23 protein-coding genes are annotated in these 22,709 nt (G+C 70.1%); 17 read left to right on the forward strand and 6 right to left on the reverse strand.

The genetic code is table 11. From position 1 onward, the window contains the following. The first annotated feature begins 8 nt into the window (after window positions 1-8). From ACJ512_RS05415 to tsaD, 5 genes are read left to right on the forward strand one after another with little or no spacing between them, the layout of a single operon-like run. Window positions 9-1,061, forward strand: a complete 1,053-nt coding sequence (locus tag ACJ512_RS05415) for an alpha/beta fold hydrolase (RefSeq protein ID WP_407688758.1) — start codon at window positions 9-11, stop codon at window positions 1,059-1,061. Further along, window positions 1,054-1,524, forward strand: coding sequence for a tRNA (adenosine(37)-N6)-threonylcarbamoyltransferase complex ATPase subunit type 1 TsaE (gene tsaE / locus ACJ512_RS05420; protein ID WP_407688749.1), 471 nt, complete (start codon window positions 1,054-1,056; stop codon window positions 1,522-1,524). The genes ACJ512_RS05415 and tsaE overlap by 8 nt, the downstream gene beginning before the upstream one ends. Next, window positions 1,521-2,144, forward strand: coding sequence for a tRNA (adenosine(37)-N6)-threonylcarbamoyltransferase complex dimerization subunit type 1 TsaB (tsaB, locus tag ACJ512_RS05425; protein ID WP_407688748.1), 624 nt, complete (start codon window positions 1,521-1,523; stop codon window positions 2,142-2,144). The genes tsaE and tsaB overlap by 4 nt, the downstream gene beginning before the upstream one ends. Continuing rightward, window positions 2,141-2,617 carry a ribosomal protein S18-alanine N-acetyltransferase gene (gene rimI / locus ACJ512_RS05430; protein ID WP_407688747.1) on the forward strand — a complete coding sequence of 159 codons (477 nt, stop codon included), beginning with the start codon at window positions 2,141-2,143 and terminating at the stop codon, window positions 2,615-2,617. The genes tsaB and rimI overlap by 4 nt, the downstream gene beginning before the upstream one ends. Beyond that, complete coding sequence (gene tsaD / locus ACJ512_RS05435; RefSeq protein WP_407688746.1) at window positions 2,614-3,636, forward strand: tRNA (adenosine(37)-N6)-threonylcarbamoyltransferase complex transferase subunit TsaD; 1,023 nt, start codon at window positions 2,614-2,616, stop codon at window positions 3,634-3,636. Before rimI ends, tsaD begins: the two co-directional genes overlap by 4 nt. A gap of 4 nt (window positions 3,637-3,640) precedes the next feature. Here the strand turns inward: tsaD and ACJ512_RS05440 are convergent, their stop codons facing one another. Then, complete coding sequence (locus tag ACJ512_RS05440) at window positions 3,641-4,312, reverse strand: C39 family peptidase (protein WP_407688745.1); 672 nt, start codon at window positions 4,310-4,312, stop codon at window positions 3,641-3,643. A gap of 392 nt (window positions 4,313-4,704) precedes the next feature. Here ACJ512_RS05440 and groES point away from each other — a divergent pair, with 392 nt between their 5' ends. The 6 genes from groES (at window position 4,705) to ACJ512_RS05470 (ending at window position 10,268) form a co-directional block, all read left to right on the forward strand. Beyond that, window positions 4,705-5,007, forward strand: a complete 303-nt coding sequence (groES, locus tag ACJ512_RS05445) for a co-chaperone GroES (RefSeq protein ID WP_007167930.1) — start codon at window positions 4,705-4,707, stop codon at window positions 5,005-5,007. A gap of 82 nt (window positions 5,008-5,089) precedes the next feature. Further along, window positions 5,090-6,730: a chaperonin GroEL gene (gene groL / locus ACJ512_RS05450; protein WP_407688744.1), complete on the forward strand. Its 1,641-nt coding sequence runs from the start codon at window positions 5,090-5,092 to the stop codon at window positions 6,728-6,730. A gap of 677 nt (window positions 6,731-7,407) precedes the next feature. Beyond that, on the forward strand, window positions 7,408-8,781 hold the full coding sequence (ltrA, locus tag ACJ512_RS05455) for a group II intron reverse transcriptase/maturase (RefSeq protein WP_407689776.1): 1,374 nt from the start codon (window positions 7,408-7,410) through the stop codon (window positions 8,779-8,781). A gap of 106 nt (window positions 8,782-8,887) precedes the next feature. Beyond that, on the forward strand, window positions 8,888-9,160 hold the full coding sequence (locus ACJ512_RS05460; RefSeq protein ID WP_461479987.1) for a type II toxin-antitoxin system Phd/YefM family antitoxin: 273 nt from the start codon (window positions 8,888-8,890) through the stop codon (window positions 9,158-9,160). Further along, a complete protein-coding gene (locus ACJ512_RS05465; protein ID WP_407686600.1) occupies window positions 9,157-9,408 on the forward strand; it encodes a type II toxin-antitoxin system RelE family toxin in 252 nt (83 codons plus the stop codon). Before ACJ512_RS05460 ends, ACJ512_RS05465 begins: the two co-directional genes overlap by 4 nt. 80 nt (window positions 9,409-9,488) lie before the next feature. Continuing rightward, entirely contained in the window at window positions 9,489-10,268 is a 780-nt protein-coding gene (locus ACJ512_RS05470; protein ID WP_407686601.1) for an enoyl-CoA hydratase, read from the forward strand. 41 nt (window positions 10,269-10,309) lie between these two features. On the opposite strand, the gene ACJ512_RS05475 is transcribed toward ACJ512_RS05470, so the two are convergent. Next, window positions 10,310-10,618 carry a WhiB family transcriptional regulator gene (locus ACJ512_RS05475; RefSeq protein ID WP_407686602.1) on the reverse strand — a complete coding sequence of 103 codons (309 nt, stop codon included), beginning with the start codon at window positions 10,616-10,618 and terminating at the stop codon, window positions 10,310-10,312. A gap of 378 nt (window positions 10,619-10,996) precedes the next feature. Between ACJ512_RS05475 and ACJ512_RS05480 the strand changes: the two genes are divergently transcribed. From ACJ512_RS05480 to ACJ512_RS05490, 3 genes are all read left to right on the forward strand, one after another. Next, a complete protein-coding gene (locus ACJ512_RS05480) occupies window positions 10,997-11,818 on the forward strand; it encodes a hypothetical protein (protein ID WP_407686603.1) in 822 nt (273 codons plus the stop codon). An 81-nt stretch (window positions 11,819-11,899) separates the two neighbouring features. Continuing rightward, on the forward strand, window positions 11,900-12,475 hold the full coding sequence (locus ACJ512_RS05485) for a sigma-70 family RNA polymerase sigma factor (protein ID WP_407686604.1): 576 nt from the start codon (window positions 11,900-11,902) through the stop codon (window positions 12,473-12,475). Continuing rightward, complete coding sequence (locus tag ACJ512_RS05490) at window positions 12,468-13,250, forward strand: anti-sigma-D factor RsdA (protein ID WP_407686605.1); 783 nt, start codon at window positions 12,468-12,470, stop codon at window positions 13,248-13,250. The genes ACJ512_RS05485 and ACJ512_RS05490 overlap by 8 nt, the downstream gene beginning before the upstream one ends. 27 nt (window positions 13,251-13,277) lie before the next feature. On the opposite strand, the gene ACJ512_RS05495 is transcribed toward ACJ512_RS05490, so the two are convergent. Further along, window positions 13,278-13,691 carry a DUF5319 domain-containing protein gene (locus ACJ512_RS05495; RefSeq protein ID WP_407686606.1) on the reverse strand — a complete coding sequence of 138 codons (414 nt, stop codon included), beginning with the start codon at window positions 13,689-13,691 and terminating at the stop codon, window positions 13,278-13,280. Window positions 13,692-13,850: 159 nt separating this feature from the next. Here ACJ512_RS05495 and guaB point away from each other — a divergent pair, with 159 nt between their 5' ends. The 3 genes from guaB (at window position 13,851) to ACJ512_RS05510 (ending at window position 18,527) form a co-directional block, all read left to right on the forward strand. Further along, window positions 13,851-15,437 (forward strand): IMP dehydrogenase, encoded by a 1,587-nt coding sequence (guaB, locus tag ACJ512_RS05500; protein WP_407686607.1) that lies wholly within the window; start codon window positions 13,851-13,853, stop codon window positions 15,435-15,437. Between the two features lie 7 nt (window positions 15,438-15,444). After that, the gene (locus tag ACJ512_RS05505) at window positions 15,445-16,572 is read left to right on the forward strand and encodes a GuaB3 family IMP dehydrogenase-related protein (RefSeq protein WP_407686635.1); all 1,128 of its coding nucleotides are present in this window, start codon (window positions 15,445-15,447) and stop codon (window positions 16,570-16,572) included. Between the two features lie 206 nt (window positions 16,573-16,778). Continuing rightward, entirely contained in the window at window positions 16,779-18,527 is a 1,749-nt protein-coding gene (locus ACJ512_RS05510) for a GMC oxidoreductase (RefSeq protein WP_407686608.1), read from the forward strand. Window positions 18,528-18,550: 23 nt separating this feature from the next. On the opposite strand, the gene ACJ512_RS05515 is transcribed toward ACJ512_RS05510, so the two are convergent. The 3 genes from ACJ512_RS05515 to ACJ512_RS05525 all read right to left on the reverse strand — a co-directional run bounded on the left by ACJ512_RS05515 (window position 18,551) and on the right by ACJ512_RS05525 (window position 22,678). Beyond that, window positions 18,551-19,462, reverse strand: coding sequence for a TauD/TfdA dioxygenase family protein (locus ACJ512_RS05515; protein WP_407686609.1), 912 nt, complete (start codon window positions 19,460-19,462; stop codon window positions 18,551-18,553). 103 nt (window positions 19,463-19,565) lie between these two features. Then, window positions 19,566-21,932, reverse strand: a complete 2,367-nt coding sequence (locus ACJ512_RS05520; RefSeq protein ID WP_407686610.1) for a glycoside hydrolase family 65 protein — start codon at window positions 21,930-21,932, stop codon at window positions 19,566-19,568. Next, entirely contained in the window at window positions 21,929-22,678 is a 750-nt protein-coding gene (locus ACJ512_RS05525; protein ID WP_407686611.1) for a beta-phosphoglucomutase family hydrolase, read from the reverse strand. The genes ACJ512_RS05520 and ACJ512_RS05525 overlap by 4 nt, the downstream gene beginning before the upstream one ends. Window positions 22,679-22,709: the final 31 nt, after the last annotated feature.

Genomic DNA, 22,709 nt, shown 5'->3' on the forward strand with positions numbered 1-22,709 from the left:
GTGCCGGTCTGACCGCGATCGCCGCCATCGTGGGCGCCTCGGCGCGCCGCTCCGTCACCCAGCGCGCTACCGCTTCCGAAGATCCCTACGCCGGTGAGGATTTCGACAGGATCGACGACGACCGCGGCTACGTGGTGACCACCCCGGACGGGGTGCCGCTGGCCGTCCGCGAGGCCGGGCCCGTGGATGCCCCGCTGACGATGGTGTTCGTGCACGGGTTCTGTCTGCGCATGGGCGCCTTCCACTTTCAGCGCACCCGGCTCCCCGGGCGGCTGGGGCCGCGGGTGCGGATGGTCTTCTACGACCAGCGCGGCCACGGCCGGTCCGGCGACGGCGCACCGGAGACCTACACGCTGACCCAACTCGGCAAGGACCTGGAAAGCGTGCTGACCGTGGCCGCACCGCGTGGGATGATCGTGCTGGTGGGTCACTCGATGGGCGGCATGACGGTGTTGTCGCACGCCCGCCAGTATCCCCGGGGATACGGGAACCGGATCGTCGGCGCTGCGCTGATTTCCTCTGCGGCCGAAGGGTTGTCGCGCTCGCCGTTGGGTGAGCTGCTGACTAACCCTGCGCTGGAAGCCATCCGGTTCACCGCCAGGTCCGCCCCCAAGCTGATGAACCGCGGCCGCAACGTGTCCCGGTCCCTGATCGCTCCGGTGTTGCGGGCCGCGTCGTTCAGCGACCTGCAGGTCAGCCGGAGTCTGGACGCGTTCTCGCAACGCATGATGAACGACACCCCGATCACCACCCTGATCGGTTTCCTGGACGCGCTGGAGCGGCACGACGAAACCGCCGGGCTGTGGACGCTGCTGCGGGTGCCGACCCTGGTCGCCTGCGGCGACCACGACCTGCTCACACCGGACGAGTACTCGCGCAAGATGGCGGCGTGTATGCCGCGGTCGGAGCTGGTCGTCGTCTCCGGGGCCAGCCACCTGGCGCTGCTGGACAAGCCGGAGGCCATCAACGAAGGGCTGATCCGGCTGGTCGACCGGGCCCTGCCCGGCGCGATGACCCGGCGGTACCGCCGGATCCGGGAGAGGTTCGGGCGCCGTGGCTGAGCGCACACCGGAGGGCGGCACGGCCACCTGCGAGCGCGTCGAGGACACCGTCGCGCTCGGGTCCCGCTTGGGCGGGCAGCTGCGCGCGGGCGACGTGGTGGTGCTCTCGGGTCCGCTCGGTGCGGGAAAAACGGTGCTGGCCAAGGGGATCGCGGCCGCCATGGACGTCGAGGGCCCGATCACGTCGCCGTCGTACGTGCTCGCGCGGGTGCATCGGCCCCATCGGCCCGGCGCGCCGGCGATGATCCACGTCGACATGTACCGGCTCCTGGACCGGCCTGGCGCCGACCTGCTGGGCGAACTCGACTCCCTGGATCTCGACACCGAGCTCGACGACGCGGTCGTCGTGGTGGAGTGGGGCGAGGGCATCGCCGAACGCCTCGCCGAGCGCCACCTCGACGTCCGCCTGGAGCGGGTCAGCCGCTCCGACGTGCGGCTCGCGAGCTGGCGGTGGGCCTCATGAGCGTCATCCTGGCCATCGACACCGCGACCCCGGCGGTCACGGCCGGCCTGGTGCGGCGCGACGATTTGTCCGTGCTGGCCGAACGGGTGACCGTCGACGCCCGCGCCCACGCCGAACGGCTCACCCCCAACGTGCTTGCCGCGCTCGCCGACGCCGCGCTGAGCATGTCCGATCTGGGCGCCGTCGTGGTGGGCTGCGGCCCGGGCCCGTTCACCGGCCTGCGGGTGGGCATGGCCAGCGCCGCCGCCTACGGGCACGCGCTGGGCATCCCGGTGCACGGGGTGTGCAGCCTGGACGCCATCGGGGTGCACACCACCGGCGAGGTCCTGGTCGTCACCGACGCCCGTCGGCGCGAAATCTATTGGGCGCGTTACCGCGACGGGGTCCGCACGGCGGGCCCCGCCGTCAACGCCCCGGCCGACGTCGACCCCGGCGGGGCCCGCGCGGTGGCCGGCTCACCCGAGCACGCGGGGATGTTCGGCCTGCCGCGGTGCGGGCCCGTCCATCCGACACCGGCCGGCCTGGCGGCCGCCGTCGGGGACTGGTCGGCGCCGCCGGCGCCCCTGGTGGCGCTGTACCTGCGTCGTCCCGACGCCAAACCGCTCGCGGAGCGCCGATGACCGCCTGCGGCGAGCCCGTGACCATCGGCGCGTTGACCCCGGCCGACGCGCAGCGGTGCGCCGAGCTCGAACTGCAGCTGTTCGACGGCGACGACCCGTGGCCGGCGGCGGCGTTCAACCGCGAACTGGCCAGCCCGCACAACCGCTACGTGGGTGCGCGCAGCGCCGGAACGCTGGTCGGGTACGCGGGCGTCTCGCGGCTGGGCCGCACACCGCCGTTCGAGTACGAGGTCCACACCATCGGCGTGGACCCCGCCTGCCAGGGCCGCGGCATCGGCCGGCGGCTGCTCGACGAGCTGCTGACCTTCGCCGCCGGCGGTGTGGTGTACCTCGAGGTGCGCACCGACAACGAGCCCGCCATCGCGCTGTACCGCAGCGTGGGGTTCGAGCAGGTCGGCCTGCGCCGGCGCTACTACCGCGTCAGCGGCGCCGACGCCTACACCATGCGCAGAGAGGCTCGGAAGGTTCCGTGACCGTCGTCTTGGCCATCGAAACGTCGTGCGACGAAACGGGAGTCGGCATCGCACGCCTGGACCCCGACGGCACCGTGACCCTGCTGGCCGACGAGGTGGCGTCCAGTGTCGACGAGCACGTCCGCTTCGGCGGCGTGGTGCCCGAGATCGCCTCCCGCGCCCACCTGGAGGCGCTCGGCCCCTGTATGCGCCGCGCCCTGGCGACCGCCGGGCTGGACAGACCCGACGTGGTGGCCACCACCATCGGGCCCGGCCTGGCCGGCGCCCTGATGGTGGGGGTGGCGGCGGCCAAGGCCTATGCGGCGGCCTGGGACCTGCCGTTCTACGCCGTCAACCACCTCGGGGGGCACCTGGCCGCCGACGTCTACGAGCACGGACCGCTGCCCGAGTGCGTGGCGCTGCTGGTGTCGGGCGGGCATACGCACCTGTTGCACGTGCGTTCGCTCGGTGAGATCGTCGAGCTCGGCAGCACCGTCGACGACGCCGCCGGCGAGGCCTACGACAAGGTGGCCCGGCTGCTGGGCCTGGGCTATCCGGGCGGCAAGGTGCTCGACGAGCTCGCCCGCACCGGAGATCCCGATGCCGTCGTCTTCCCCCGCGGCATGACCGGGCCCGGCGACGACCCGTACGCGTTCAGCTTCTCCGGGCTCAAGACCGCGGTGGCGCGCTACCTGGAAAGCGCCCCGGACGCGGCGCTCCCCGACGTCGCGGCCGGATTCCAGGAAGCCGTCGCCGACGTGCTGACGCTCAAGGCGGTGCGAGCGGCGACCCGGGCCGGCGTGTCGACCCTGCTGGTCGCCGGGGGAGTGGCCGCGAATTCGCGGCTGCGCGAGCTGGCGGCGCAGCGTTGCACGGCGGCCGGCCTGGCCCTGCGGGTCCCCAGCCGCCGGTTGTGCACCGACAACGGGGCGATGATCGCGGCCTTCGCCGCGCACCTGGTGGCCGCCGGAGCGCCGCCGTCACCGCTGGATGTGGCCAGCGATCCGGGGCTGCCGGTGCTGAAGGGGCAACTGCGGTGACGGCCTAGACGCGCGGCACCCACGGCACGGTGCCGTAGCCGGTCGCCTGGGTGACGATGAGCAGGTCGTCGCTGGTCGACCAGGCCTGGGTGAAGGTGTCCATCGGGATCCGTTCGTCGCGGCCGTCGGGGGTGCCGCTGTCGTTGAGGTGGACGACGTCGTCGGCGGTGTCGACGCCGGTGACGACGACGGCGTGGTCGGGTTTCGTGCGCTGTCCCTGACCGGCGGGGTAGTTCCAGATCGTTTCCGCGTTGAGCGCCGCGATGACCTTGTGCCCGCTGCCGAGGTAGTCCTCCAGCCCCTGCAGGGTGTTTCCGGTCGTGATCTCGGACTGGATGCCGTAGTGCTGCAGCAGCATGACCATGTCCTGCGGCGACGTGCCGTCGAAGAAGTAGACGTCGCCGCCGTGGGATTCGCTGGGGGTGAAGATGCCGCGCAGCTCGATGCCGAGCTGGGTGGGTTCGTGGCCGGTGAGCTGGCCGACCACGTCGGCGACGGCCATCAGGCCGCAGTCTTCCTGATGCTGGTAGCGCCAGTAGGGTGCGGCGGCCTCCGGGTCCCCGTACATCTGGCCGCCCGGCTGGGCGTGGGCCGGGCCGGCCCACCCGACCAGGGCCGCGACGAGCAGTGCGACCAGGGCCGCGGCGCGGCTCGCGTTGGCGGTGCGACTGTGCATGCTTCCACTATTAGCACTCGGGATCAGCGCTCGGGGAACCGCGCGCGGCGACGCCTCACGGTGTCCGCCTTCGGGTTTGGGTGCGGGCGGCGCGGATGCCCGCCCGAGCGGTGTTCTCGCCCGGCACCGGGAGGGCCGGGGAGCCCGGCTTGTCCGCTGAGAGGGGAAGCAGCGGGCCGCCCTTGAGTGCTAGCACTCTCATGTATAGAGTGCTAGGTGGCAATCGGACGTCCCCCTGCGCCGGCACCCGCGACGACGGTTCGAGGGTACGGCCGAATGCCAGACCACCTGACAGGCGGACGGTTCGCGGCACGCCGCGGTCCGACCGCCAACCAACCCCGGCCCGGGCGATGGTCCCGGGCCTGCTACCAACTAACTGGAGGGCTCCCATCGTGGCGAAGGTGAACATCAAGCCACTCGAGGACAAGATTCTCGTGCAGGCCAACGAGGCCGAGACCACGACCGCGTCCGGTCTGGTCATTCCCGACACCGCCAAGGAGAAGCCGCAGGAAGGCACCGTCGTCGCCGTCGGCCCCGGCCGCTGGGACGAGGACGGCGAAAAGCGCATCCCGCTGGACGTGTCCGAGGGCGACACCGTCATCTACAGCAAGTACGGCGGCACCGAGATCAAGTACAACGGCGAGGAGTACCTGATCCTGTCGGCGCGCGACGTGCTGGCTGTCGTATCCAAGTAACCCGTGTTCCGCCCCGGCGATCCCCGTGCGAAGCACGGGCGATTTCCGGGGCGGCATGCGTCAGTAGGCGTGAAGGAGCCTGATGAGCAAGCTCATTGAGTACGACGAGGACGCGCGTCGTGCCATCGAGGCGGGCGTGAACACGCTCGCCGACGCGGTCCGGGTGACCCTCGGCCCGCGCGGCCGCCACGTGGTGCTGGCCAAGTCCTGGGGCGGCCCCACGGTCACCAACGACGGCGTCACCGTCGCGCGCGAGATCGAACTGGAGGACCCGTTCGAAAACCTCGGCGCCCAGCTGGTGAAGTCGGTGGCCACCAAGACCAACGACGTCGCCGGCGACGGCACCACCACCGCCACGGTGCTGGCCCAGGCGCTGGTCAAGGGCGGCCTGCGCCTGGTCGCCGCCGGAGCCAACCCGATGGAGCTCGGCGCGGGGATCGGCAAGGCCGCCGACGCGGTGTCCGAGGCGCTGCTCGCCTCGGCCACGCCGGTGACCGGCAAGGAGGCGATCGCGCAGGTGGCGACGGTCTCCTCGCGGGACGAGCAGCTCGGTGAGCTGGTCGGTGAGGCGATGAGCAAGGTCGGCACCGACGGCGTCGTCAGCGTCGAGGAGTCCTCGACGATGAGCACCGAGCTGGAGTTCACCGAGGGTGTCGGCTTCGACAAGGGCTACCTGTCGGCGTACTTCGTGACCGATTTCGACGCCCAGCAGGCCGTGCTCGAGGACCCGCTGATCCTGTTGCACCAGGAGAAGATCAGCTCGCTGCCCGACCTGCTGCCGATGCTGGAGAAGGTCGCCGAAGCGGGCAAGCCGTTGGTCATCATCGCCGAGGACATCGAGGGCGAGGCCCTGGCGACGCTGGTGGTCAACTCGATCCGCAAGACGCTGAGGGCCGTCGCGGTCAAGTCGCCGTTCTTCGGTGACCGGCGCAAGGCGTTCATGGAGGACCTGGCGATCGTCACGGGCGGCCAGGTGGTCAACCCCGACGCCGGCCTGCTGCTGCGCGAGGTCGGGGTCGAGGTCCTGGGCTCGGCCCGCCGGGTCGTGATCGGCAAGGACGACACCATCATCGTCGACGGCGGCGGGTCCGCCGAGGCGGTGGCCGCCCGCATCAAGCAGTTGCGCGCCGAGGCCGAGGCGAGCGACTCCGACTGGGACCGCGAGAAGCTGCAGGAGCGGCTGGCCAAGCTGGCCGGCGGGGTCGCCGTGCTCAAGGTCGGTGCCGCCACCGAGACGGCGCTCAAGGAGCGCAAGGAAAGCGTCGAGGACGCCGTCGCGGCGGCCAAGGCGGCCGTCGAGGAGGGCATCGTGGCCGGCGGTGGCGCGGCGCTCATCGGGGCCCGCAAGGCGCTCGACGACCTGCGGGCGTCGCTGACCGGCGACCAGGCCGCGGGGGTCGACGTCTTCTCCGACGCCCTGGCCGCACCGCTGTACTGGATCGCCGACAACGCCGGGCTCGACGGCGCGGTCGTGGTCAACAAGGTCAGCGAGCTGCCCGCCGGGCACGGCCTGAACGCCGCGACGCTGCGCTACGGCGACCTGATCGCCGACGGCGTCATCGACCCGGTCAAGGTCACCCGGTCGGCGGTGCTCAACGCCGCGTCGGTGGCCCGGATGGTGCTCACCACCGAGACGGCTGTCGTGGAGAAGCCGGCCGATGAGGAGGACCATGGCCACGGGCATGGCCACGGTCACAGCCACGGGCATCACCACCACCACTGAAGCGAGCAATGCGAAGCGCCCCCGGCTGATGTCGGGGGCCTTCGTATTCGAGGTTCGGCGGGCGTCATCATCACCACTGAGTTGCGTGCCACGGAGTCGTCTCCGATCCAAGCGGCCGGGGTGTTCCTTTTCGGCGCTGCGCCTGTCCCGCCCGGTGTAACATGTGTACACATGGTGCGTCCTAGAAGCTGGATCAGGCTTGCGGGTGTAAGTCCCGTCCCGGTAGGCACCGGAGCGCCGGGTAGCAGGCCCCGGTTCGTCGTTGAGAGGCGGCGGGCTAAGCGGGGTGTCGAGAGCCTCTTTGGAGGGAGCAAGTGCGCGGGCCGTAGTGCCGCTAGGCGCGAGTCCTGCAGCCTCGTCAAATGTACAACGGAGGAGCCGAGCCGCTCATGTCACGGCGAAGGCCTATGTCCGTCGAGCCCCGGTCCGGGGTTAGCTCGGCGGGTCCTTCCGGGGTATGGGGAGCGGCACGTGCACACAGTCTGGTTCGGAAGGGGAGAGACCCGTCTGCCTGGCCTGCGTCAGGCAAAGACCAAGGGTATAAGCCGATGGTGAAATCCTTTGGAGGGCAGCGGGAGTCCGAGGGGGTCGTAGTACCGCTGATCGGCGTGAGAGACACGCCGGGAGGGAAGGGCCCCTGCTTTGATCACGCGCGCGAAGCGGGTAAGCATCAGGGCATGACCGAGGTGACTCGGTCCAATTACCCCGGCAAGCCATCGCTTGCTGTAGCCGACGACGAGCCGTTGGTGGCCTCGCCGGTGAAAGTGCAACAACTGCAACGGGTGCTATGGGCTGCGGCCAAGCAGTCTGAGGGTCGGCGTTTCCACGCTCTGTATGACCGTGTCTACAGGGGTGACGTCCTGTGGGAGGCGTGGGAGCGGGTGCGTAAGAACAAAGGTGCGGCCGGGGTGGATCGGATCACCGTGGCTGCGGTGGAGGACTACGGCGTGGACCGCATGTTGCGCGAGTTGCGTCGTGACCTTCGCGAGGGTGTGTATCTTCCCGCGCCAGCCAGGCGTGTGGAGATTCCGAAACCACGAGGTGGTAAGCGGCCGTTGGGGATTCCCACGGTGCGAGATCGGGTGGTCCAGGCGGCGGCCAAGATCGTGTTGGAACCGATTTTCGAGGCGGACTTTTTGTCGTGCTCGTTCGGGTTTCGGCCGAGGCGGTCGGCGGTGATGGCCAAGGAACGCTTGCGGACCGGGTTCATCGAGGGCCAGGTGTTTGTGGTCGAGTTCGATATCGCTAATTTCTTCGGCGAGATTGACCACGACCGGCTGCTCACGCAGGTGGGTAGGCGGGTCTCGGATCGGCGGGTGCTCAAACTGCTGCGGTTGTGGCTGCAAGCAGGAGTGATGGTCGAGGGGGTGACCCAGCGGACGGTCGCGGGCACCCCGCAGGGCGGGGTGATCTCGCCGCTGTTGGCCAATATCTTTCTGCATGTGCTCGACACCGAACTCGCTGCCCGTGGGGTGGGTGAGTTGGTGCGTTACGCCGATGACGGTGTGGTGTTGTGCCGCACGGCGGAACAGGCCGAGCATGCTTTGGCGGCGGTGGGAGAGATCCTGGCGTCGTTGGGGTTGCGGCTGCATCCGGAGAAGACGAAGGTGGTCGATCTGCGGGCAGGGCGTGAGGGCCTGGACTTTCTGGGCTGTCATTTCCGCGCCCGCATGTCGGGACGGTTGTGGGAGCAGAAGCGGGTCATCCGCTACTACTTGCACCGCTGGCCCAGTCAAACGGCTATGGCCCGGTTACGGGCCAAGGTGCGCGACCGCACCGGCCGCAACCGGGTCGGTCTCGATATCCGTGACGTGATCGCGGAGTTGACGCTGATTCTGCGCGGCTGGGGCAACTACTTTCGTACCGGCAATGCCGCCGTTAAGTTCCGCCAGATCGACCGGTACGTGTGTTGGCGGTTGTTTCGCTTGATGGTTAGAAAGCGGGGCCGCAATCTGCGTGCTGGACAAGCTGAGCAGTGGACCGAAGAGTGGTTTAACGGGCACGGCCTGCACCGGCTTCGTGGCACCATCCGTTACCCGAAAGCTGCGTAACCATGTCTAGAAGATCATCGGTAAGCCGTGTGCGGGAAAACCGCACGCACGGATTGAAAGGGGGAAGGGGAAACGGGCTCAACGAGCACCGCGCCCCCGACTACCAATGAGTACGCATAGTCTGCGGGACCTGCGGGGCAGCCTGGGAGCTGTGGTGCGGGCGGTGGCCGCGACCGGCGAAGAAGCCATCATCACCGACAGTGGCACCGAAGTCGCGGTGATCATCAGCCTGGCCGACTACGAGCGGTTGCACGAGCACGCCGATGTCATCGACGCGCTTCGGCTGCGCGAGCTGCGGGCACACTCGTTTCGCGCGGTGCCTCTGGCGGAGATGCTCGATGAGCTCGGTGTCGACGCGGACGCGTTCGCGGCCGGATGAAGATCTCGTTTCACCCGGACGTACTCAAACAGCTACAGCGGCTCCCACGTGCCGAGTTGGAAGCCGCGCTGCAGGTGATCATAGGTTTGTCCCATGATCCGCGACCCGTCAACGCGAAGAAACTGGTTGGGAGTCAGCGTGATTGGCGTGTGCGCTTCGGACAATATCGGGTGGTGTACTCCATCGACGATGCCGCCGGCGAAGTAACGGTGTTCAACGTGGCCAAGCGCAGCGACGCTTATCGGTGAGACGTTGGCGTCAGCTCGGGCGGCTCGGGCGGCCGGTGCTAGCGTCCGAGCAGCGCCGGGGCGACGAGTGAGGTCAAGCGATGGAAGAACCGCTGCTGCTGCAACACCGCGACGAGCGCGGCGTCGTCACGCTGACGCTGAACCGCCCGCGCGCGTTCAACGCGCTGTCGGAGGCGATGCTCGCGGCGCTCGGTGAGGCCGTCGGCGCGCTCGCCGAAGACGGAGCGGTGCGCGCCGTCGTGCTCGGGGCTTCCGGCACGGCCTTCTGTGCCGGCCACGACCTGAAGGAGATGCGCGCCGAGCCGTCGCTCGAGTACTACCGGCGGCTGTTCGCGCAGTGCACGGCGGTGATGCTGGCTTTCCAGCGTCTGCCCGTGCCGGTGATCGCGCGTGTCCACGGTCTGGCGACCGCCGCGGGCTGCCAGCTCGTCGCGATGTGCGACCTCGCGGTGGCCGGCCGCGACGCGCGCTTCGCGGTCAGCGGCATCAACGTCGGGCTGTTCTGCGCGACACCGGGGGTGGCGCTGTCGCGCAACCTGTCCCGCAAAGCCGCCTTCGAGATGCTGGTCACCGGCGAGTTCGTCTCCGCCGAGGAGGCGCGGGTGCTGGGGCTGGTCAACAAGGTGGCGGCCCCCGAGGCGCTGGACGACGCGGTCGAGGCGCTGGTGGCGCGGGTGGTCGCCAAGCCGCGCGTCGCCGTCGCCATGGGCAAGGCCCTCTTCTACCGCCAGATCGAAGCCGGCATCGAGTCCGCCTACGAGGACGCGGGCGCGACGATGGCCGCCAACATGATGGATCCCTGCGCCCTCGAGGGCGTCCAGGCCTTCATCGAGAAGCGCCCGCCCCGCTGGGCCGGGTGAGGGCCGCACCGGAACGACCGCCGCCGAGGAGTCAGGGCAACTCAGGCCGATCGGCGAATGCCCCGCCCGCGGCCGATGTCGCCCTTGAGCAGCAAGTCGCGCTCGGACTCCGACAGGCCACCCCACACGCCGTAGGGCTCACCGACGTCGAGGGCGTGGGAACGGCACTGCTGGATCACCGGGCACTGCCGGCACATTTCCTTGGCGCGCTGCTCGCGCTGCGTGCGCGCGCGGCCGCGCTCGCCGTCGGGATGAAAGAACATCGACGAGTCAACGCCGCGGCACAGGCCCTGTAGTTGCCAGTTCCAGATGTCGGCGTTGGGCCCGGGTAGCTGCTCAGGCTGTGGCATTGGCTTGTTCCCTCTCTGCACGGCACGCCAGTTGAGGTCGAGTTCGAGAAGCGTCCGAGAAGCGTCCGAAAAGCTGTGGTGCAACTGGAATGAAGCGGCGTCACCGATGACAACCCGTCACGGTTAGACGTTAAGGCGGACGGCGAATTTCCGTCAATAGCCGCTTAGGCCGGCAAAATATGTAAACGTTGGAGCAGATTTTACTCTGCGTTCATCTATGCCGCATTCCCCGACAGGAAGGGCCGCTACCAGGCAATTGGCCGAATCGAGATCTCCCCAGCTCAGTGCCGGGAGGGCGGCACCGGGCAATTAGTCATGGCGCGTTTGCGATTAACATTTCGGTAACACAACCCGCACGAACTGTTTACTACTATGCCGGTGATTGAGACTTATCACACTTTCGGGGTCGACGAAAAGTTGGCCGACGCCGCGTTCGGCGGCGAGCCGGGCCGCTGGCCGTTGCCGACGGCGAGCACCCCGCAGCAGTTGTGGCTGCGGGCGGTCGCGGCCGGTGGGCAGGGCCGCTACGGCAGCGCCTATCGCGATCTGGCCCAGTTGCGGCGCGGCGGTGCGCCGGGGCGCCTGCTTTCGCTGGCCCACAGCACACAGGGGTCGTTCCTGCGCCAGCTGGGATGGCACACCCTGGCGCGGGGCTGGGACGGACGGGCCCTGGCGCTGGCGGCGGCGGACCCCGAGGCCCGCGCCGACGCGCTGACCGGGCTGGCGGCCGACGCGCTGGGCGTCGGGCGCCTGGCCGCCGCGGCGGCGTTGCTGGCCCGCGTGGACGAGGTGCTGGAGCCGGGGCCGGTGGTGCCCGACCGGCTTGCCGTGCGCCGGCGGTGGGTGGCCGCCGAGCTGGCGATGGCCGCCGGCCACGGCGACGCCGCCGTGCGCCACGCCGGTGAGGCGGTGGAACTGTCCCGGGCGATGGCGGTCGCCTCGGCGCGGCATCGGGTCAAGAGCGACGTCGTGCTGGCGGCCGCCCTGTGCAGCGCCGGTACCACCGACAAGGCCCGCGCGGTGGCCGACACCGCGCTGAACGAGACCGCCCGGCTGGGGCTGACGCCCCTGCGATGGGCCCTGGCATGCTTGCTGATCGATATCGGGAGCGTCACGTTTGCGGCACGGAATTTGGCCGAAATCCGCGATATCTGCGCAGGTCAGGTGCGACGCGCCGGTGGAACCTGGCATACCGATTGAACGGCCCTCCGCCCGTTATTGTCATTGCGTAGGTAAGCCCCGGGATGTGTCCGGTCCGTAACGTTGGAGATACCGCCGTCGATGACAATTCAAGGGGAACGTCTCGACGCCGCGGTGGCCGAGGCCGCAGCGGGGGACCGGAAGGCTCTACGGGAGGTGCTGGAGACCATCCGTCCGATAGTGGTGCGATATTGCCGGGCGCGAGTCGGCACGGTCGAGCGAGGTGGTCTGTCAGCCGATGACGTGGCTCAGGAGGTGTGCTTGGCCACCATCACGGCGCTGCCCCGCTACCGCGAACGGGGCCGGCCCTTTCTGGCTTTCCTCTACGGGATAGCCGCCCACAAGGTCGCCGACGCCCATCGCGCGGCGGGCCGCGATCTCACCTATCCGGCCGAAACGGTTCCCGAGCGCTGGTCGGCCGAAGCGGGTCCGGAGCAGCGGGCCATCGAAGCCGACTCGGTGAGCCGGATGAGCGAGTTGCTCGAGATCCTGCCCGCCAAACAGCGCGAGATCCTGATCCTGCGCGTCGTCGTCGGCCTGTCCGCGGAGGAGACCGCCGCGGCCGTCGGCAGCACCACGGGCGCGGTGCGGGTGGCCCAGCACCGTGCGCTGACGCGCCTCAAATCCCAAATCGTTGCGGCAGGTGACTATGCGTGAGTTTGGACGTGCCCTCGGCGACCAGCCGGGAGTGGACGAGTTCGCCCGCACCGATGTGCTGCTCGACGCGCTCGCCGAACGCCTGCCGGTCGATCTGCAGGATCGCGACGACCCCGACGACGCGGCGCTGGCCCAGCTGCTGGAGGACTGGCGCGACAACTTGCGGTGGCCGCCGGCCAGCGCGCTGGTGTCGCCGGAGGAGGCCGTCGAGGCGCTGCGCACCGGGATAGCGGAACGCCGGCGCAGCCGGCGCGGCCTGGCCGCGATCGGGTCGGTCGCCGTGACGCTGATGGTGCTCAGCGGGTTCGGGGCCCTGGTGGCCGAGGCGCGCCCCGGGGACGCGCTCTACGGCCTGCACGCGATGGTCTTCGACCAGCCCCGGGTCAACGACGACCAGATCACGTTGTCCGCCAAGGCGGAGCTGGCCAAGGTCCAGGAAATGATCAACCAGGGCCAGTGGGACCAGGCGCACACCCAGCTGGCCGAGGTCAGCACAGCGGTGCAGTCGATGAACGACAACGCCAGCCGGCACGACCTGATGGACCAGGTCAACCTGCTCGACACGAAGGTTCGCTCGCGCGACCCGAACGCGACGCTGCCTCCCGCGCCCGGCCGGCCCGGGGTTTCGGCGCCGGTGTCCCAGCCGCCGGACGTCTCGATGCCTCCGCCGGCGGAACAGGGATCGAGTCCCGCGCCCACGCCGTTCTCCGGGGATCATCGCCGCCACGGGCAGGCCGCCGTGCCCGCACCGGAGGAACCGGACGGCGCCCCCTAGCCCGGGGCGGGGCGCGGTGCGGCCGACTCAGTGCAGCCGGGGGTATTCGTCGGCGTCCGAGGTCGCTTCGTTGAGCGAAGCGTCGGCGTATCCACGGCAGTAATCCCACGTCACGTAGGAGTCCGGCTCGGGGTCGTAGGCGGGCTCGTGCGGGCGGACGGTGCCGTCGATCAGCAGCTGCAGCAGGTTGGCCCGCAACATGTCCCAGTCGTGGTAGTGGTCTTGCTGGCACTCGTCGCAGCACACCACGAGCCCGCGAATCCCCTTGTGCGCCAACAGCGCCTCGTAGACCGCCAGGTCGGCCAGGTCGGCCTCGACCGCCATGCGCTCCTGCTGGTCCAGCGGCTGACCCGGCTCTACGGCATCCAGCGCCGCCGACGGATCACAGGGGTCGTCGGCGAACGGGTCGGGCGGCAAACCCGGGGGGAGGTGGTCGCGCACCCCTCTAGGGTACGCACGCCCACGACGGGAACGCCAGCAGGTAAACGCGCGCCGTTTCCGCGTCGATTCGCCGGTCCGTCCGCGGCGCGCATCGTCACCGGCGGGGGGCGAGCCGATAGGATGGGTGTCTCACTTCGCATGCGTATGGAGGCCTCACCGATGTCCCGTGGCATGTCCCACCTGGAAGACAGTTCCGACCTGGTTGCGAGCCCTTACCTGCGCGGCGGCCTGACGGAGGACTCGGTGCCGACCGGGGGCGACAATCCCAACAAGGTAGCCATGTTGGGTCTGACGTTCGACGACGTCCTGTTGCTGCCGGCGGCTTCCGACGTGGTGCCCGCCACCGCGGACACCGCCAGCCAGCTCACCAAGAAGATCAGGCTCAAGGTGCCGCTGGTCAGCTCGGCCATGGACACCGTGACGGAGTCGCGGATGGCCATCGCGATGGCGCGCGCCGGCGGGATGGGTGTGCTGCACCGCAACCTGCCCGTCGCCGAACAGGCCGGCCAGGTCGAGACCGTCAAGCGGTCCGAGGCGGGCATGGTCACCGACCCGGTCACCTGCCGCCCGGACAACACGCTGGCCCAGGTCGACGCGATGTGCGCGCGGTTCCGGATCTCCGGGCTGCCGGTGGTCGACGACGCCGGCGCGCTGGTCGGCATCATCACCAACCGCGACATGCGGTTCGAGGTCGACCAGAGCAAGCAGGTCGCCGAGGTGATGACCAAGGCCCCGCTGATCACGGCGCAGGAGGGCGTCAGCGCCGATGCCGCGCTGGGCCTGTTGCGCCGCAACAAGATCGAGAAGCTGCCCATCGTCGACGGGCACGGCCGGCTGACCGGGCTGATCACCGTCAAGGACTTCGTCAAGACCGAACAACACCCGCTGGCCACCAAGGACCGGGACGGCCGGCTGCTGGTGGGCGCCGCGGTCGGCGTCGGCGGCGACGCCTGGGTGCGCGCGATGATGCTGGTCGACGCCGGGGTCGACGTGCTGATCGTCGACACCGCGCACGCCCACAACCGGCTGGTGCTCGACATGGTCGGCAAGCTCAAGGCCGAGGTCGGCGACCGGGTCGAGGTGATCGGCGGCAACGTGGCCACCCGGACGGCGGCCGCCGCCCTGGTCGAGGCCGGCGCCGACGCGGTGAAGGTCGGGGTGGGCCCGGGATCGATCTGCACGACGCGGGTGGTGGCCGGCGTCGGCGCGCCGCAGATCACGGCGATCCTGGAAGCTGTGACGGCCTGTCGTCCTTCGGGCGTGCCGGTGATCGCCGACGGGGGCCTGCAGTACTCCGGTGACATCGCCAAGGCCCTGGCCGCCGGCGCGTCGACGGCCATGCTGGGATCGCTGCTGGCCGGCACCGCCGAGGCGCCCGGTGAGCTGATCTTCGTCAACGGCAAGCAGTTCAAGAGCTACCGCGGCATGGGGTCGCTGGGCGCCATGCAGGGCAGGGGCGGGGGCAAGTCCTACTCCAAGGACCGCTACTTCCAAGACGACGCGCTCTCGGAGGACAAGCTGGTTCCCGAGGGAATCGAGGGGCGGGTGCCGTTCCGCGGCCCGCTGTCCTCGGTGATCCACCAACTCACCGGCGGTCTGCGCGCCGCGATGGGCTACACCGGTTCGCCCACCATCGAGGCGCTGCAGCAGGCGCAGTTCGTCCGGATCACCGCCGCCGGCCTCCGCGAAAGCCACCCGCACGACGTCGCCATGACCGTCGAAGCGCCGAACTACTATGCCCGCTGAGGCAGGCATGGTCGAGATCGGGATGGGCCGCATCGCCCGCCGCACCTATGAGCTCAGCGAAGTCAGCATCGTGCCGTCGCGGCGCACCCGCTCGTCGCAGGACGTGTCGACGGCCTGGCAGCTCGACGCCTATCGGTTCGAGATCCCGGTGCTGGCCCACCCGACCGATGCCCTGGTCTCGCCGGAGTTCGCCATCGAACTCGGCCGGCTCGGCGGGCTGGCCATCCTCAACGGCGAAGGCCTGATCGGCCGGCACGCCGACGTCGAGGCCAAGATCGCCCAGCTCCTCGAGGCCGCCGAGAAGGAGCCCGAACCCTCCGCGGCGGTCCGGCTGCTGCAGGAACTGCACGCGGCACCGCTGGACCCGGAGCTGCTGGCTTCGGCGGTGGCGCGCATCCGCGAGGCCGGCGTCACCACCGCGGTGCGGGTCAGCCCGCAGAACGCGCAGTGGCTGACGCCGGTGCTGGTCGCGGCCGGCATCGACCTGCTGGTCATCCAGGGCACCATCGTCTCGGCCGAACGGGTGGCCAGCGACGGCGAGCCGCTGAACCTGAAGACCTTCATCTCCGAGCTCGACGTGCCCGTGGTCGCCGGGGGCGTGCAGGACCACCGCACCGCGCTGCACCTGATGCGCACCGGGGCCGCCGGTGTCATCGTCGGCTACGGCTCCACCCGGGGCGTGACGACCACCGACGAGGTGCTGGGGATCAGCGTGCCGATGGCCACCGCGATCGCCGACGCCGCCGCCGCGCGCCGCGAATACCTCGACGAGACCGGCGGCCGTTACGTGCACGTGCTGGCCGACGGCGACATCCACACCTCCGGCGAACTGGCCAAGGCGATCGCCTGCGGCGCCGACGCGGTCGTGTTGGGCACCCCGCTGGCCGAGTGCGCCGAGGCGCTCGGCGACGGGTGGTTCTGGCCGGCGGCGGCCGCGCACCCGTCGCTGCCGCGCGGAGCGCTGCTGCAGATCGCGGCCGGCGAACGCCCGCCGATGGAACGCGTCCTGGGCGGGCCGTCCGACGACCCGTTCGGCAGCCTCAACCTGGTGGGGGGCCTGCGCCGGTCGATGGCCAAGGCGGGATACTGCGACCTCAAGGAATTCCAGAAGGTCGGGCTGACCGTCGGTTCCTGACGGCGCGCCGGGCGAACAGAGACCCGAACTTGCGCTGCCGCAGCCGATAACGGGCGGAACGCTGATTGTGCCTGTCACCGCGCAGCGGTCACGGCCGCGGGCGTCGCGGCGACCCGTGGAGCGCGCACCAGATCCGGCCGGTGTTCAGCCGGTGGTCGCGCCGGACGAGTTATCTGTAGACCGGCGGGTTAGGCAATACTGGTGCGATGAAGCCGGATTACGACGTCCTGATCATCGGCTCGGGTTTCGGCGGCAGCGTCAGCGCGCTGCGGCTGACCGAAAAGGGCTACCGGGTGGGGGTGTTGGAGGCCGGGCGCCGCTTCACCGACGAGGAGTTCGCCGAAACGTCCTGGAATCTGCGCAAGTTCCTGTGGGCGCCGAGGCTGGGCTGCTACGGCATTCAGCGCATCCACCCACTGCGCAACGTGCTGATCCTGGCCGGTGCCGGGGTGGGCGGCGGCTCGCTGAACTACGCCAACACCCTCTACGTGCCGCCGGAGCCGTTCTTCGCCGACCGGCAGTGGTCGCACATCACCGACTGGCGCGACGAGCTGATGCCGCACTACGACCAGGCGCAGCGGATGCTGGGCGTGGTGCAAAACCCCACCTTCACCGACGCCGACCGGGTGCTCAAAGAGGTGGCCGACGACATGGGCTGCGGCGACACGTTCGTGTCCACCCCGGTCGGGGTTTTCTTCGGTCCCGACGGCACCAAGGCGCCCGGAAAGACCGTCCCGGACCCGTATTTCGGTGGTGCCGGCCCGGAGCGCACCGGCTGCCTGGAGTGCGGCTCGTGCATGACCGGTTGCCGCTTCGGCGCCAAGAACACGCTGGTGAAGAACTACCTCGGCCTCGCGGAATCCGCCGGCGCGCGGGTGCATCCGATGACGACGGTCAAGGGCTTCGAGCAGCGTCCCGACGGCCTGTGGGAGGTCCGCACCGTGCGCACCGGCAGCTGGCTGCGCCGGGACAGGCGCACCTTCACCGCCTCGTACCTGATCCTGGCCGCCGGGACGTGGGGCACCCAGCATCTGCTGTTCAAGATGCGGGACAAGGGCAGGCTGCCCCGCCTGTCCGAGCGGCTCGGCGTGCTCACCCGGACCAACTCCGAGTCGATCGTCGGCGCCGGCAAGCTCGAGGTCGACCCCGCCCTCGACCTGACCCACGGGGTGGCGATCACGTCGTCGATCCACCCGACGCCGGACACCCACGTCGAGCCCTGCCGCTACGGCAAGGGCTCCAACGCCATGGGGTTGCTGCAGACCCTGATGACCGACGGCGCCGGACCCGGCGGCACCGACGTGCCGCGCTGGCGGCAGCTGCTGGACCAGGCCGTCGAGGACCCGCGTCGCATGCTGCGCATGCTCAACGTCCACCAGTGGAGCGAGCGCACGCTGATCGCCCTGGTGATGCAGCACCTGGACAACTCGATCACCACCTACACCAAGCGCGGCAAGCTGGGCATCCGCTGGTACACCAGCAAGCAGGGCCACGGCGATCCCAACCCCACCTGGAACCCGGTCGGCAACGAGGTGACGCGCCGCATCGCCGCCAAGGTCGACGGCGTGGCCGGCGGCACCTGGGGTGAGCTGTTCAACATCCCGCTGACCGCGCACTTCCTGGGCGGTGCCGCGATCAGCGACAGTCCCGCACAGGGCGTCATCGACCCCTACCACCGGGTGCACGGCTACCCGACGCTGTATGTGGTCGACGGCGCAGCGATCTCGGCGAACCTGGGCGTCAACCCGTCGCTGTCCATCACCGCACAAGCCGAGCGGGCCGCCTCGCTGTGGCCGAACAAGGGGGAGAGCGACCAGCGCCCGCTGCAGGGCGACACCTACCGCCGGCTGGACCCGATCCCGCCCCAGCACCCGGTGGTGCCGGCCGAGGCGCCCGGCGCGCTGCGCTGGGACCGCCCCGGCCATGTGGAACCCGGCTCGGTCAGCGCCGGCTGAGGCCGGTCAGCCCGGAATCGCCCCTAGCTCGCGATCGCCTCGAGCGGCGCTCCGGTGAGGACCCGGCTGCGTTCCCCGTGCACGTTGACGGGGACGTCGCCCATCAGGGTGACCCGGTGCATCAGTCGCGGCTGGTTGTCGTAGTCGTCGATCGCCCGGTGCTGGGTGGCCCGGTTGTCCCAGATCGCGACGTCGCCCGCCTCCCAGTTCCAGCGAATCGTGTTCTCGGGCACGGTGATTCGCCGCTGGATCAGGTCGAACAGCGCGGCGGACTCGTGGCTGTCCAGCCCCACGAAGCCGCGCACGAAGTCCCCTGCCAGCAGCGTGCGCTCCCCGGTTTCCGGGTGCACGCGCACCACGGGGTGCTCGGTCTGGAACTCCCGCTTCTCGAACGCCTGCCGGAACGCCCGCTGCGCGTCGGTCATCGCCTTCTGGGCCGCCTGGGCCTCGGCGGTGACGTAGTCGTAGCGGTTGGTGTGCAGCGCCCACAGGTTTTCCACGAGGCACTTGAGCGGCTCGGGCAGCCGCTCGTAGGCGGCCGCGGTGGAGGCCCACAGCGTCGAGCCGCCGTAGGTGGGCAGGGTGACCGCCCGCAGGATCGAGGCCGCGGGGTAGTTGGCGGCGAAGGTGACGTCGGTGTGCCAGCGGTTGGCCTTGCCGTACTCGGAGTTGATCGGGGTGATGACCGGTGCATCCGTGGCGGCCAGCACCGACGCGGCGGGGTGGCCGATCGGCGTGCCCAGCAGGCCCGCGAACGCGAGCTGCTGCGCGTCGTCGAGGTGGTGCTGGCCCCGGAAGAAGATCACCTTGTGGGCCAGCAGGGCGCGGTGGATCTCATCGACCGCGCCGTGATCGAGGTCGCCGCCGAGGCGCACCCCGTCGACCCGCGCTCCGATGCGGCTGCCCAGTTTCGTGACGGTTACCTGGTCTGTCATTGCTGTCGTCCTTGGCCGAAGTCGAATGTAGTCAGGTGACTACATTCATGAAGCTTAGTGTAGCTACCGAATGGGGGTTCGGCAACCGCCCGCCGGAAGGTGCTTACTTGCTGCGTGACAGCGCGCGCCGGTGCATGGGCTCGCGGCCCGGCGGTTGCGGCGGCGGGGGCAGCAGGGGTTTACGGGTCCGCACCGCGATCGTCTTGGGCGCGTCGGTGCTCAGGGTGACCTCCTCGCCGGCGTGCCGGATCGTCAGCTCACCGCCGGGGCCGTCGTGGACCGTGTAGGTGACCTCGGCGTGGTTGACGTCGACGGTCAGCCGGAAGTCGCGCCAGCGCAGCCGGAACCGCAGCCGGGTGATGCCGTCGGGCAGCTGCGGGTCCAGCGACACGATCCCCTCGTCGTCGCGCAGGCCGCCGAAGCCCACCACCAGCGCCGTCCAGGCGCCGGCCAGCGAGGCCATGTGCAACCCGTCGCGCGTGTTGTGGTGCAGGTCGCGCAGGTCGATCAGCGCGGCCTCGTAGGCGTAGTCGTGGGCGAGTTCCATGTGCCCCACCTCGGCGCACATCACCGCCTGGGTGCACGCCGACAGCGACGAGTCGCGCACCGTGCGCCGCTCGTAGTAGTCGACGTTGCGGGCCTTCTGTTCGGGGGTGAACGCGTGGCTGCGGAACTGCATGGCCAGCACCAGGTCGGCCTGCTTGATGACCTGGGCCGGGTAGAGCCGCACGTAGGGGTCGTGCATGAGCAGCGGGTAGGTCGCGTTGGCCTCGAAGTCCCACTCGGCGAACGTGGTGAACCCCTCGCACTGCGGGTGCACGCCCAGCTCCTCGTCGTAGGGGATGTTGATCGCGTCGGCGGCGTCGCGCCAGGCGGCCGTCTCCTCGGTCGTCACCCCCAGCGCGTCGGCGGCATCGGGGTGGCGGTTGCAGGCCTCGGCGGCGGTGACCAGGTTGTGCGCCGCCATCAGGTTGGTGAACACGTTGTCGCGGACGATCGCGGTGTACTCGTCGGGGCCGGTCACCCCGTCGAGGTGCCAGACGCCGTGCCGGTCGTGGTGGCCCAGGGAGAGCCACAGCCGGGCGGTCTCGACGAGGACCTTCAGGCCGCACTCCTTTTCCAGCGAGTCGTCGCCGGTCACGATGCGGTAGCGCTCGAAGGCCATGGCGATGTCGGCGTTGATGTGCCAGGCCGCCGTGCCGGCCGGCCAGTACCCCGAACACTCCTGGCCGCGGATGGTCCGCCAGGGAAAGCTCGCGCCTTCCAGGCCCAGCTCGCTGGCCCGCTCCTGGGCGTAGTGCAGTGTCGACGCCCGCCAGCGCAGCGCGTCGGCGACGGTGTGCGGGGCGGTGTAGGTGAGCACCGGCAGCACGTAACTCTCGGTGTCCCAGAAGGCGTGGCCGTCATAGCCCGTCCCGGTGAGCCCCTTGGCCGGGAGCGCGCGCCGTTCGGCGCGGGCGCTGGTCTGCAGCAGGTGGAACAGGCCGAACCGGACCGCCTGCTGGGCCTCGGGGTCGCCCTCGACCTCGACGTCGGCGTTCTCCCAGAACTCGTCGAGGTAGGCCCGTTGCGAATCCAGCAGCCCCTGCCACCCGGCGTAGCGGGCGCTGTGCAACGCGGCGGCGACCTGGTCGCGCAGCGCCGGCCGCGACCGCATGCTCGACCACCCGTAGGCGAGGTACTTGACGATCCGCAGCTTCTGGCCCGGGCGCAGCCCGCAGATCACGGTGGTCCGGGCCAGGTCGGGGCGTGCGTCGGTGCTGATCTCGACCCGCCCGGGCACGTCGACCACGTGATCCATCCCGGCGGCCATCATCAGGGCGCTGGCGCGGGTCCGGTGCATGAGAAGCGCACCGCACTCGGTGTTCTCGTGCTCGACGGCCTCGAGCGGCTTGTCCAGGATCGCCGAGACCCGCGGGTCGCCCGAGGTCTCCGGCTGGTCCTCGTTGGTCACCAGCTCCGACTGGACCGTCACGCGGACGAACTCCTCGACGGCCTCGACGGTGTACTCGATGGCCGCGACGCCGCGCTGGGCCAGCGACACCAGCCGGGTGGACACCAGCCTGATCTGCTTGCCCGCCGGGGAGCGCCAGTGCGCGGTTCGGCACAGCGTCCCGGCGCGCAGGTCGAGGGTCCGCTCGTGGGAGATCAGGTTGCCGTAGCGGACGTCGAACGGCTCGTCCTCGACCAGCAGCCGGAAGATCTTGCCGTTGGTGACGTCGACGATCGTCTGGCCGGCCTCCGGGTATCCGTAGCCCGCCTCGGCATAGGGCAGGGGCCGGATCTCGAAGAAGGAGTTGAGATAGGTGCCCGGCAGGCCGTAGGGCTCGCCCTCGTCGAGGTTGCCGCGCAGCCCGATGTGCCCGTTGGCCAGCGTCAGCAACGACTCCGACTGGGCCAGCAGGTTCAGGTCGAGCTTGGTTTCGCGGACCTGCCACGGCTCGACCGGGAACGATTCGTCGGTGATCATGCGCGCAGCAGATCGCCGAGATCGGTGACCACGACGTCGGCGCCGCTGCTGCGCAGCTCGTCGGCCTGGCCCACCCGGTCGACGCCCACCACGCAGCCGAAGTTGCCGGCCCGGCCGGCCGCCACGCCCGACAGCGCGTCCTCGAACACCGCCGCCGCGTCGGGCGCCACGTCGAGCAGTTGCGCCGCGCGCAGGAACGAGTCCGGGGCCGGCTTGCCGGCGAGGTGCTCCTCGCGCAGCGTGACGCCGTCGACCCGCTTCTGGACGAACCGGTCCAGGCCGGCGATCTGCAGGACGTCGTGGGCGTTGGCGCTGGCGGACACCACGGCGATGCCCAGCCCCGCCGCGGAGACGGCCTCCAGATAGCGCCGCGACCCCTCGAACACCTTGACGCCGTCGTCGTGCAGGACCTTCTGGAACATCGCGTTCTTGCGGTTGCCCAGGCCGTACACCGTGTCGGCGTCGTCGGGATCGTCGGGATTGCCGTCGGGCAGTTCGATCTGGCGGCTGTCGAGGAACGAGCGGATCCCGTCCTCGCGCTTCTTGCCGTCCACGTAGCGCCGGTAGTCGGCGTCGGGGTCGAAGGGGACGAACTTCTCGCCCGTGCGCTCGGCCCGTTGCGACAGGAAGGCGTCGAACATGGTCTTCCAGGCCTTGGTGTGGACGCTGGCGGTGTCGGTGAGCACACCGTCCAGGTCGAACAGGCAGGCGTGGACCTTCTCTGGCAGGCCGAGCCCTGGGCTCACGGCGGACCTCTCTCTCCTGGTGTCGGGGACC

This window comes from Mycobacterium cajalii (genome assembly GCF_045809005.2).
Taxonomy (GTDB): Bacteria; Actinomycetota; Actinomycetes; order Mycobacteriales; family Mycobacteriaceae; genus Mycobacterium.